Source organism: Achromobacter deleyi (assembly GCF_013116765.2).
GTDB lineage: Bacteria > Pseudomonadota > Gammaproteobacteria > Burkholderiales > Burkholderiaceae_B > Achromobacter > Achromobacter deleyi_A.
This window is the reverse complement of the sequence record NZ_CP074375.1, coordinates 4392498-4403779: the sequence shown is the minus strand read 5'-3', so window position 1 is coordinate 4403779 and position 11282 is coordinate 4392498. Positions and strand designations below refer to the sequence as shown.

9 protein-coding genes are annotated in these 11282 nt (G+C 66.7%); all 9 read right to left on the bottom strand.

Annotated features, from left to right (window positions below; translation table 11 throughout):
* Positions 1-695 precede the first annotated feature (695 nt).
* The gene (locus tag HLG70_RS19800) at positions 696-1826 is read right to left on the bottom strand and encodes a M20 family metallopeptidase (RefSeq protein WP_171665954.1); all 1131 of its coding nucleotides are present in this window, start codon (positions 1824-1826) and stop codon (positions 696-698) included.
* 36 nt (positions 1827-1862) lie between these two features.
* The gene (locus HLG70_RS19795) at positions 1863-2768 is read right to left on the bottom strand and encodes an alpha/beta hydrolase (RefSeq protein ID WP_171665952.1); all 906 of its coding nucleotides are present in this window, start codon (positions 2766-2768) and stop codon (positions 1863-1865) included.
* Entirely contained in the window at positions 2768-3778 is a 1011-nt protein-coding gene (locus tag HLG70_RS19790) for an ABC transporter ATP-binding protein (RefSeq protein WP_171665950.1), read from the bottom strand. Before HLG70_RS19790 ends, HLG70_RS19795 begins: the two co-directional genes overlap by 1 nt.
* Positions 3775-4758: an ABC transporter ATP-binding protein gene (locus HLG70_RS19785; protein ID WP_171665948.1), complete on the bottom strand. Its 984-nt coding sequence runs from the start codon at positions 4756-4758 to the stop codon at positions 3775-3777. Before HLG70_RS19785 ends, HLG70_RS19790 begins: the two co-directional genes overlap by 4 nt.
* Positions 4755-5675 (bottom strand): ABC transporter permease, encoded by a 921-nt coding sequence (locus HLG70_RS19780; RefSeq protein ID WP_171665946.1) that lies wholly within the window; start codon positions 5673-5675, stop codon positions 4755-4757. Before HLG70_RS19780 ends, HLG70_RS19785 begins: the two co-directional genes overlap by 4 nt.
* A gap of 6 nt (positions 5676-5681) precedes the next feature.
* Entirely contained in the window at positions 5682-6659 is a 978-nt protein-coding gene (locus tag HLG70_RS19775; RefSeq protein ID WP_171665944.1) for an ABC transporter permease, read from the bottom strand.
* 45 nt (positions 6660-6704) lie between these two features.
* A complete protein-coding gene (locus HLG70_RS19770) occupies positions 6705-8336 on the bottom strand; it encodes an ABC transporter substrate-binding protein (RefSeq protein WP_171665942.1) in 1632 nt (543 codons plus the stop codon).
* A 65-nt stretch (positions 8337-8401) separates the two neighbouring features.
* Positions 8402-9373 carry a succinylglutamate desuccinylase/aspartoacylase domain-containing protein gene (locus HLG70_RS19765; protein WP_171665940.1) on the bottom strand — a complete coding sequence of 324 codons (972 nt, stop codon included), beginning with the start codon at positions 9371-9373 and terminating at the stop codon, positions 8402-8404.
* A gap of 86 nt (positions 9374-9459) precedes the next feature.
* Positions 9460-11073 carry an ABC transporter substrate-binding protein gene (locus tag HLG70_RS19760; protein WP_171665938.1) on the bottom strand — a complete coding sequence of 538 codons (1614 nt, stop codon included), beginning with the start codon at positions 11071-11073 and terminating at the stop codon, positions 9460-9462.
* Between the last annotated feature and the right edge of the window lie 209 nt (positions 11074-11282).

Sequence of the window (11282 nt, the reverse complement as noted above, 5' to 3'; positions counted from 1 at the left end):
GGCTTGCGCATGCAGACTTTTGCGCGCGCGCCGCCCATCGGGCGGTGGAGTTGAAATGGCGATTAGTGGCGGGCTGGTAAGCGGGATCTCCCGCATTCGCGCAGCGGCATCATGTGCCGCCAGACACCGCGTAAGCCTCAAAAGGCCGCCCGGGCGGCCGTTTTGAGGCGGGCTCCGCAAACGAAATCTCTCATACTCGCGCAGCGGCATCCCCAATCGCAAGACACCGCCAAAGCCCCCGAGGCCGCCCGCGCGGCCGACCAGGGGCGAGCGACGCAAGATCTTTCATGGCTCAAACTAAAGCAGCAAAGCACACCAACACCATTACCCACACGCGAAGCGTCATCGCTACGACGCAAGACACCGCGTAAGCCCCCAAAGGCCGCCCGCGCGGCCGGCCGGGGGCGGGCCCCGCAAGATCCTCCTCCACCCCCCCCACCGCTGGCGAGAACCTCAAGAACTCCGTCCGCCCCAGCGCCCGTGAAGTTTCGCCACCAGAGCCCGGCGTGGCGGGGGTCTGGGGTGTGCGGGGCGTCGATAAGCCCGAGGGAATCGGAAGGCAGTCGCCGAAGGCGACAACGACGATGACGAAGGGGAAGCCCGGAGCGAAGGCTCCGGGCCGCAATCGCAGCCCCGCACACCCCAGGCCCCCGTCACGCCGGGCGTCTCAAGAACCAACACCCGCCCCAAGACCCCTAAGCCAATTCCCGAAGCAGCAATTCCCAGAACTTCAACCGCTGCTCCAACGTAGACACAAGAATGTATTCATTCAACGTATGCGCCCCGTCTCCATCAGCACCCAACCCGTCCAACGTAGGAATCCCCATCGCCGACGTGAAGTTCGCATCGCTGCCACCCCCCGTCATCGGCGCATCTTCCAGCAGGAACCCCGCGCGATCCGCATATCCCTGCACCAGCGCCAGCAACGCCGCGGCGGCTTCGGTCTTCACCATCGGCGGGCGGTTCAGTTCCACATTGATATCGAGCTCGACATCCGGACCCACCGCGCACAGTTCGCGCATCCGGCGCAGCACGTCCTCGGCTGCCCCCATGTCCGGCACGCGGAAATCCACCACGCAACGGCACAGGGCCGGCACGGTGTTGGTCACCGTGCCGCCGGCGATGGTGCCGACGCTGACGGTGATGCCGCGGTCGTAGTCGGTCATGGCTTCCAGCGCCAGCACCTGGTGCGCCATCTCGCGGATGGCGCTGCGGCCCTTCTCGTGTTGCATGCCAGCGTGGGCCGGGCGGCCCTTGACGTTCAGGTTCAGCATCCCCGTGCCCTTGCGGGCCGTGACGCACTTGCCGCCGTTGGGGCGTGCCGGTTCGCAGACCAGCGCGTACTTGGCGTTGGCGGCGAAGCGCTCGATGTGCGCGCGCGAGGCGTGGCTGCCGGTTTCCTCGTCCGGCACCACCAGGAAGTCCACGGGCAATTGCGTCGCGCCGGGGCGCGCCACGCCGGCCAGGGCCGTCAGCGCCAGGTAGATGCCCGCCTTCATGTCGTAGCTGCCGGGACCGTAGAGGCGGTCGCCGTCGATGCGCACGGGGTTCTCAAGCAGCGTGCCGACAGGGTGCACCGTGTCCATGTGCGCCAGGATCAGAATGCCGGCGCGCGTGTCGCCGGGAGCGCGGTTGGTGGCGTACAGCAGCGGGCCCGTGGCGGCGCCCAGTGACGACAGCTCCACCGTCAGGCCGGCGGCGGCGGCGTAGTCGGCGATGATGCGCGCCATCGCGGCGATGCCTTCCGGAAAGTTCGAGGGCGATTCGCATTGCAGCCAGCCTTGGATGCCGGCGACGATCTGTTCGGTGCTCTGAGTATTGGACATGGCGGTATCTGAATTCAGCAACGGAAAAAGGGGAGGTCAGGCGACCTGCTGGCCGGCCAGGCGGGCGAGCTCGGCGTCGTCGGGCATCTTGCCGTCGAACCACAGGCTGGCGCAGACCGCGGACATGGCGCGGCCGTCGTGGCCGATGCCCGGCACGACCTGCAGCGTCCAGCCGAACGGCACGCCGCGGCGCTCGGCTTCCTTGCGGCCGGCCTCGTAGTAGTTCTGCGCGCGCGCAAAACGGTGCGGGCCCTGGCGCATCGCGGCGGGCTCGGACGGCAGATTGGGATCGTCGGTGGCGATGTCCTGGTCGCCCGCCAGGATGGTCATCGGATAGGCCAGCAGCTTCACCAGGTGCTCTTCGGTCAGGCCCACGCCGTCCATGCCCTCGGGGAAGGGATAGTCGAACGTAGGCAGCGTGTACCAGCCGGGGTTGCCGGCCGTCACCGCCTTGAACGGCGCGTGCGACTGGCTGCTCATCAGGCGATGGACGAACTGGCCGCCCGCGCTGTGGCCGAACAGGTAGATGTTCTGGCCGTCCGTGATCTCGCCGGCGATCATGTCCTTGATGACGTTGCCCACTAGCGCATACGTCCAGCCGTCGATGTGGCGGGGATTGCCGCCGGCCGAGAACACGCGGCCGTTGTTGTAGCTCTCCACGCCGGGCCAGATCTCGTTGGAGAAGGTCAGCGCCACGATCAGCAGCTTGTGCTTGTCGGCGGCCTCGACCCAGAAGTCGCGGTATTCGTCGCCATTGCGCAGCACGCCGTGCTGCACGATGACCACCGGGCGGTCCGGGGTGTAGCCGTAGGGACGGTAGGTCTGCAGTTTGAACGGACGGTCGGAGTTGCGGTCCTCGTCCACATACAGGATGGCATTGCGGCCGGCATGGCCCATCTCGATGGCGATGCGATCGGCGTTGGACATCTCAGAGGGTTTCATCAGGCGCTCACTTCATTCAGGTGACAGGCCGACCAGTGGCCCGCCGAGATTTCTTTCAGGACCGGCGCCTGCTCGCGGCAGCGCGGCATGGCGTGGGGGCAACGGGGGTTGAAGGTGCAGCCGGGCGGCGGATTCAGCGGCGACGGGATCTCGCCTTTGATCGGCGTGAACTTGCGGCCGCGGCGGGCCACGTCCGGCACTTCGGCCATCAAGGCCTGAGTGTAGGGGTGATTGGCCCGCGCGAAGATTTCTGTCGACGTGGAGATCTCCACGATCTTGCCCAGGTACATGATCGCGACGCGGTCGGAGATGTGCTTGACCACGCCCAGGTCATGGCTGATGAACAGATACGTGAAGCCGTGCTGCTCGCGCAGGTCCATGAACAGGTTGATCACCTGCGCCTGGATGGACACGTCCAGCGCGGCCACGGGCTCGTCGCAGACCAGGAACTTCGGCGCCACCATCAGCGCGCGGGCGATGCCGATGCGCTGGCGCTGGCCGCCCGAGATCTGGTGCGGGAAACGGTCGCGGTATTCGGCGTCCAGGCCGACTTCCTTCAACGCCTGGTCGATGCGCGCGGGAATCTGGGCGGGGGGCGCCAGCTTGTGGACCTTCAGCGATTCGCCCAGGATCTGGCGCAGGCGCTGGCGGGGGTTCAACGAGGCCTGCGGGTCCTGGAAGATCATCTGCACGCCCAGCGTGTAGGCCAGCTTTTCCGCGCCGCGCAGGCGGTTGGCGTCCTGGCCCTGGTACAGCAGCTGGCCTTCGCTCTGGCGATGCAGGCCGGCTACGACGCGGCCCAGCGTGGACTTGCCGCAGCCGGATTCGCCCACCAGGCCCACGACTTCGCCACGCTTGATCGACAGGTCCACGCCATTGACGGCATAGACGGTGCGGCGGTCGATGGGACGGCCGGTCAGGGCCAGGATGCGCTGGGCCAGGTCGGGCCGCTGCTCGAAGCGCTTGTGGACGTTCTTGAGCTCGATGACGGGGGTATCGACTTGACTCATCGCTGCTGTGCCTCGCGGGCTATCGGCACGTAGCAGCGGTAGCTGCGCGGACCTTCGGTGGTGACGGAGGGGGCTTGCTCGGTGCAGCGCGTGACCGCGTTGGGGCAACGCGGACGGAACGCACAGCCCGAGGGGCGGCCAGCCAGGCTGGGCGCCATGCCGTTGATCTGGTGCAGGCGCGCACCCGGTTGCGTGGCGCCGGGCATCGAGTCCAGCAGGCCCTTGGTATAGGGGTGGCGCGGCGCATCCAGCACCTGTTCGACCGGACCGCTTTCGACGATGCGACCGGCATACATCACGGCCACGCGGTCGGCCAGTTCGGACACCACGCCCAGGTCGTGGGTGATCCAGATCAGCGCGGTGTTGTGCTCGCGGCAGATCTCCTGCATGCGGTAGAGGATCTGGCCCTGGATGGTGACGTCCAGCGCCGTGGTCGGCTCGTCGCAGATGATGAGATCGGGCTTGTTCAGCATCGCGATCGCGATCGCGACGCGCTGGCGCATGCCGCCGGAGAACTCGTGCGGGTAGCTTTTCAGGCGCGTTTCCGGCGACGGGATGCCCACCATGGCCAGCGCCTCGCGGCAGCGTTCCTCGGCGGCCGCGCGCGACACGTTTTCATGCGTGAGGATCGCTTCCATCATCTGCTCGCCGATGCGCAGCACCGGGTTGAGCGTCATCAGCGGGTCCTGGAAGATCATGGCGATGCGGTTGCCGCGCAACTGGCGCATCTGCTCTTCGGACAGCTTGCGCAGGTCGGCGCCCTTGAACTTCACCTCGCCGTCCACGACCTCTCCGGGCGGGTCGATCAGGCCCAGCAGCGAGAAGCCCGTGACGGACTTGCCGGAGCCCGATTCGCCGACCAGGCCGACGATCTCGCCGCGGCGCACGGTGAGGTCGACGCCGTCGACCGCCAGCCAGGCGCCGGCCTCGGTATGGAATGCAGTGCGCAGGCCGCGCACATCAAGAAGAATGTCGCTCATGCTCGTCGAGGATCCAGGCTTTCGCGCAGGCGGTCGCCCACGATATTGATGGAAAGGATCAGCACCAGGAGCGCAATGCCCGGGAACAGGCTGATCCAGTAGTCGCCCGACAGCAGGTATTGGAAGCCGTTGGAGATCAACAGGCCCAGGGAGGGCTCGGTGATGGGCACGCCCACCCCCAGGAAGGACAGCGTCGCTTCCAGGGCGATCGCGGTGGCGATCTGGATGGTGGCGAACACCATCACGGGGCCCAGGCAGTTGGGCAGCAGGTGAAAGAGCATGATGCGCCAGGCCGGGAAGCCCAGGTTGGCGGCGGCTTCGACGTATTCCTTGCGGCGTTCCTGCAGGGCGCGGCTGCGCATGATGCGCGCGTAATGCCCCCACTGGACCAGCACCAGCGCCAGGATCACCTTGTCGACCCCGCGCCCCAGCACCACCAGCAGCACCAGCGCCACCAGGATGGTCGGAAAGCCCAGGATGAAGTCGACGATGCGCATCAGCACGGTGTCGACCAGGCCGCCCACATAGGCGGCCACCAGGCCGATCGCGCCGCCGATGGCGGTGGCCAGCACGACGGCGGACAGGCCCACCATCAGGCTGATGCGCAGGCCATACAGGATGGCGCTGAGCATGTCGCGGCCCTGGTCGTCGGTGCCCAGCCAGGCGATGCTGCCGTCCATCAGCGCCTGGCGCGGCGCCAGGCGGCCGTCCATGAGCGACAGGTTGGCCAGGTCGTACGGGTTCTGCGGCGCGAAATACGGCGCGAAGACCACCAGGATCACCAGGATGGCCAGCGCGATGACGGAGCCGCGCACGGTGGGGCGCGCGTGCAGTTTCTTCAGGATGGCGGCGCGCTTGGGCGTCTCGGCCAGAGGCTGGACGGTGCGGGTGCGGCCGGGATTGGGAGAATTAGCCATGGCGGATTATTGAGCGGGGGCCACGAGCTGCACGCGCGGGTCGAGCGCGGCGTACAGGATGTCCACAACCAGGTTGATGACCACGAAGATCAGGGTGACCAGCATCACGTACGCCACCACGACCGGGCGGTCGAGCTGGTAGACGCTGTCGATGAGCAGCTTGCCCATGCCGGGCCACGCGAACACGGTCTCGGTGATGGTGGAGTAGGCGATGAGGCTGCCGAACTCCATGCCGATCACCGTGACCACGGGGATCAGGATGTTGCGCAGGATGTGGCGGCGCACGATGCGCCCGGGCTTGACGCCCTTGGCCCGCGCGAACTTCACGTAGTCCTGGCTGCGGGCCTCGACCACGCCGGAGGCCGTCAGCCGCAGCACCAGGGCGATGTTGGCCAGCGCCAGGTTGATCGCCGGCATGATCAGGTGGGACCAGCCGTCGGCGGTCAGGATGGACAGGCGCACGCCCAGCACGGTGACCGTGTCGCCGCGGCCGGTGGCGGGCAGCCAGCCCAGCCACACGGCGAACAGCAGGATCAGCATCATGCCCTGCCAGAAGTTCGGCAGCGAAAAGCCCAGCACGGACGAGGCCATGATGCCGCGGCCCAGGTACTCGTCACGGTACAGGCCCGCGACCAGGCCCAGCGGAATGCCGATCACACAGGTCAGCAGGATGGCGACGATGACCAGCTCGAACGTGGCGGGGATGCGCTGCACGATCAGTTCGATCGCGGGGATGCCATGGACGAAGGACGTGCCCAGGTCGCCGTGCAGCGCGCGCCACAGGAACCCGGTGTACTGCTGCCACACGGGCAGGTCCAGGCCCAGGCGGGCGATCATCGCCTCGCGCGCGGCCTGGCTGGCTTCGGGGCTGACCAGCAGCTCGATCGGGTCGCCCACGGCATACACCGCGAAGAAGACCACGACCGAAACGGCCAGCAGCACGAACAGACTCTGTATCAGTCTGCGTAGGATGAACAAGGCCACGTGATGATTTCCTTGGTGGGCTCAGGGTTTGCGGACGCCGAGTGCTTACTTGGCGGGTTTGGCCGACATGGCCAGGGTGTATTGGTCGGCCCGGCCTTCGTAGGCCAGCCCCTGCTTGAACGCCCAGATGCTGCTTTCGAAGTGCAGGGGAATGCTGGGCAGGTCGGCCAGCGCAAGCGTCAGGGACTCTTGCAGCAGCTTTTCGCGCTCGGCCGGATCCACGGTCACCAGGGCGCGCTTGAAGACGCCGTCGAACGCCGGGTTGTCATAGCCACCGTAGTTGCTGGTGCCCAGGCCATGCTCTTTGTCGAACCGGCTGACCCAGTATTGTAGGAAAGACGAGGCCTCGCCGGTTTCCGACGACCAGCCGCCCATCGCGAAGCTGAATTCGCGCTTGGCGCGCTTGGGGAAATACACGGAGCGCGTCATGGCGTCGACGGTCGTCTTGATGCCGATGCGCGCCAGGTACTGCGCCACCGCCTGCGAGATCTGGGCGTCGTTGATGTAACGGTCGTTGGTGGACGAGACGGACAGCTCGAAGCCGTCCGGGTAGCCGGCCTCGGCCAGCAGCTTCCTGGCGCCGTCCGGGTCGTACTTCAGCTCAGGCGGATGGGGCAGGGTGCCGAACATTCCGTCCGGCAGGAACTGGTTGGCCGGCGTGGCCGCCCCGTCCATGATGCGGGCGGCGATCGTCTTGCGGTCGATCGCCATGGAGATCGCGCGGCGCACCCGCACGTCCTGCAGCGGATTCTTGCCGTCGGCCGCCTTGACCGTGGGGCTGGGACTGCGCGCCACGTCGAACTGGAAATACACCACGCGCACGGACGGCGTGATCACGTGGCCGAACCCCGGGGTTTCCGAAATGCGCTTTACGTCGCGCGCGGCCGGGTTCTCGATCAGGTCGAAGTCGCCGGCCAGGAGGCCGGTCAGGCGCGGGCCGGCCGCCGGCACGGGGACCAGCTTCACGTTCGGCCAGGTTGGCTTGTCGCCCCAGTACGCCTCATTGCGCGCCAGTTCGATGGCGGTGCCCTTGACGTAGGACTTCAAGGTGTACGGGCCGGTGCCGATCACGTCGCGGCCGCCGTTGAAGTCCGCCACGGTCGGCCAGGCGCCGGTCACGCCGCATTTGTTCTGCAGGTCGAAGGAAATGGGGCCGTGCTCGACGATGCCGTTCCACAGCATCGCGGTGCGGGTCAGGTCGTTGGGCAGCAGCGGATAGGGCTTGCGCGTCTTGATCACCAGGGTGTGGTCGCCGCGCGCCTGCACGTCGGCGAACTTCTGGACGATGGCGGGGTAGGAGCCGCCGATGGCCTGTTCGTTGTTCATCACGCGGCAGAACGTGAAGATCACGTCCTGGGCCGTGAACGGCTGGCCGTTGGAGAACTTGACGCCTTCGCGCAGCGTGAACTCCCAGGTGGTGTCGTCCACCGGCTTCCATGCCGTGGCCAGCCGGGGAATCAGGTTCATCTTTGCATCCTGCCCCACCAGCGTCTCGAACATGTGCGAGGTCATCGCGTCGTTCGGCGTGGCCTGGTGGTAGTGCGGATCCATCGAGGTCGGCTCGGACGACAGGCCGATCCTCAGGGTGGCCGGCTGGGCCTGCGCCAGGACGGCGGGGGCGAAGCCGGCAAGCGTACAGGCAAGCAACGCGCTGCGAGTGAAAACCTTGGCTGACATGTTCTTCCCTTGTTGTTATGGGTATTGCCGGCGGCGCCTTCTTCGCGGGCGCCGCGCGTGCTGGCTCAGACGATGGGCTGCGCCAGGCGGACGACGGTCACGCCGGGCCGCAGATTGGCGGTGGACGGCATGATCAGCACGCAGTTGTCATAGGGCGTGACGACGGGCTCGCCCTCGGACCAGCCGATCACGGTGCCGGCGGCGGGCAGCGTTTCCAGGCCTTTCCAGGGTTCGGCGAAACGGAAGTCGGCGCTCTTGGCGGCGATGGCGTGCGTCACGCGCAATGCGCGCTGCATGGGGGCGCCAGGCGCGAACCAGCCGGCGGGGATATCGCCGCGATCAACCGTGCCGGCCTCGACCAGGAAGCGCGCCATCTGGTCGACCGCCACGCCGCGCGCTTCGGGCGCGCCATGGAAACCGCATTCGATCAGCAGGGAACGGGTGCCGTTGTCGCCGCTTTCGCCGAAACGGCCATAGTCGCGCATGCGCACCCCGGCGGCGTGGCCGGCGTCGGCGATGATGGTGGCCGGGTTGCCCAGCGCCAGCGCCAGGTCGATATTGCGCCGTTCCAGGCCGGTCAGCTGCAGCGGCACGTCGGAATTGCTCATCGAATGGAAGTCCAGCAGCCAGTCCGCCCGTTCCACCCAGGGGCGGATCTCGGCGGCACGGCGGCGTTCCTGGCTGATCGGCACGGAGATCTTGTCGTCGCTCCAGACGCGGTTCATGTCTTCGTCGACGAAGCGCGCCGGGGCGTAGTTGCGGGAGTCGAAGCGGTCGAACGCGGCCAGGTTGCAGAACGCCAGCGTCAGCGAACCGCGCCGCGGGCGTAGGCCCGCGGCCAGGGCATCCTTGAGCGCCCAGGCGCCGCACAGTTCGTTGCCGTGGATCAGCGCGCTGAGCATGACGCGCTTGCCGGGCATCCCGGAGTCGAAATGCCAGACGCCGGGCGTCTCCGAATTACCCAAGCGTTCGGCCGACAGATCCGGACAGGCAAGAAGGAAAGGACGTGGGCTGGGCGAGGGCAAAGACGTGGGCATGGGAATTCCGATGAAGCGAGAGGATTGTATAGGGATAGAAAAACGGCTGCGCAAGGCAGCCGTTTTTTTCATTCAGGCAAACCGGCTCACTTTGCGTCGGGCGTGACCGAGGTGGCCAGGGTGTACTGGTCGCGGCGGCCTTCGTACGAAATGCCCTTGCGGAAGGCCCAGATGCTGCTTTCGAAGTGCAGCGGGATCAGCGGCACGTTGTCCAGCGCGATCTGGGTGGATTCCTGCAGCAGCTTTTCGCGCTTGGGCGCGTCGACCGTCACGATGGCCTGCTTGTAGACCTTGTCGAAGTCGGCGCTGGAGAAGCCGCCGTAGTTGCTGGTGCCCAGGCTGGCGGGGGAATCCAGGGATGCCACCCACAGCTGGAACAGCGCCGAGGCTTCACCGGTTTCCGCCGGCCAGCCGCCCATCGAGAAGCTGAACTCGCGCTTGGCGCGCTTGGGGAAGTAGATGGAGGCCGTCATGGCGTCCACGTTGGTCTTGATGCCGACGCGGGCCAGGTACTGGGCCACGGCCTGGGCGATCTGGCCATCGTTGACATAACGGTCGTTGGTGGACGACAGCGTCAGTTCAAAGCCGTTGGGGTAGCCGGCTTCGGCCAGCAGCTTCTTGGCGCCTTCCGGGTCGTACTTGATTTCCGGGGCCTTGGGCAGGGCGCCGAACATGCCGTCGGGCATGTACTGGTAGGCCGGGGTGGCCATGCCGTCCATGATGCGGGCCGTGATGGTCTTGCGGTCGATGGCCATGGAGATGGCCTTGCGCACGCGCAGGTCCTGCAGCGGATTCTTGCCGTCGGCGCTCTTGACGAACGGGCTCGGGTTGCGGCCCACGTCGGGCTGGAAGAACACCAGGCGGGTGGACGGGGTGGCCACGAAACCGAACTTGGGGTTGTCCTTCAGGCGCGGCAGGTCGCGCGCGGCGGGGTTTTCGATCATGTCGAAGTCGCCGGACAGCAGGCCGGTCAGGCGCGGGCCGGCCGAGGGCACCGGCACGAACTTCACTTCCTTCCAGTGCGGCTTGGTGCCCCAGTAGTTTTCGTTGCGGACCAGCTCGATGCCGGTGCCTTTGACGTAGGACTTCAGCATGTAGGGGCCGGTGCCGATGGCGTCCTTGCCGTTGTTGAAGTCCGCCACGGTGGGCCAGGCGCCCGTCACGCCGCAACCCTTCTTGGGGTCGTAGGTGAGCTTGCCGTGTTCGACGATGCCGTTCCAGATGATGGGCAGCGAGCGCGCCAGTTCGGCGGGCATCAGCGGGAAGGGCTCGCCGGTCTTGATGATCACGGTGTGCGCATCCGGCGTCTGGACGTCGGTGATGCGCTTGGTCATGTCCATGTAGGACTGTGACACGTTGGTTTCGTTGTTCAGCGTGCGGCAGATCGTGAACAGCACGTCTTCGGACGTGAACGGCTTGCCGTTGGAGAATTTGACGTCGTCGCGCAGCTTGAATTCCCAGGTCAGGTCGTCCAGGTTCTTCCACGACGTGGCCAGCTGGGGCACCAGCTTCATGTCGGCGCTGCGGCCCACCAGAGAGCTGTAGACGTGCGCGGAAAACGCGTCGTTCTGCGTCATCTTGTGATAGTGGGGATCCGCCGACGTGGGTTCGGCCGACAGGCCGACCTTCAGCGTCTGGGCTTGGGCGGCTGCCAGGGGGATGGCGGCGGCCACAAGGGCCAGGGTGGTGCGCAACTTCATGGTGACAACTCCGGATGGGAAACGAACCGGATCGTGCTTGCGGATGGACCACCTGCGCCAGCCGGGCGACTGCGTCGGCCAGGGGCTTATCGGGGTTTGGCGCCAGGCACGACGGCAAGGGGCCGATTATCGGTAGGGGCTTCGCGCGCTGTCAATGCGCAACGGCGAAAGAGGCGCTAGGGAAAACGCCGAGAGGGGGAAGCAAAGAG

Excerpts from the sequence above, each read along its gene's own strand:
- HLG70_RS19800 (WP_171665954.1), bottom strand. The coding sequence starts at position 1,826 with ATGTCCAATACTCAGAGCACCGAACAGATCGTCGCCGGCATCCAAGGC.
- HLG70_RS19795 (WP_171665952.1), bottom strand. The coding sequence starts at position 2,768 with ATGAAACCCTCTGAGATGTCCAACGCCGATCGCATCGCCATCGAGATG.
- HLG70_RS19790 (WP_171665950.1), bottom strand. The coding sequence starts at position 3,778 with ATGAGTCAAGTCGATACCCCCGTCATCGAGCTCAAGAACGTCCACAAG.
- HLG70_RS19785 (WP_171665948.1), bottom strand. The coding sequence starts at position 4,758 with ATGAGCGACATTCTTCTTGATGTGCGCGGCCTGCGCACTGCATTCCAT.
- HLG70_RS19780 (WP_171665946.1), bottom strand. The coding sequence starts at position 5,675 with ATGGCTAATTCTCCCAATCCCGGCCGCACCCGCACCGTCCAGCCTCTG.
- HLG70_RS19770 (WP_171665942.1), bottom strand. The coding sequence starts at position 8,336 with ATGTCAGCCAAGGTTTTCACTCGCAGCGCGTTGCTTGCCTGTACGCTT.
- HLG70_RS19765 (WP_171665940.1), bottom strand. The coding sequence starts at position 9,373 with ATGCCCACGTCTTTGCCCTCGCCCAGCCCACGTCCTTTCCTTCTTGCC.
- HLG70_RS19760 (WP_171665938.1), bottom strand. The coding sequence starts at position 11,073 with ATGAAGTTGCGCACCACCCTGGCCCTTGTGGCCGCCGCCATCCCCCTG.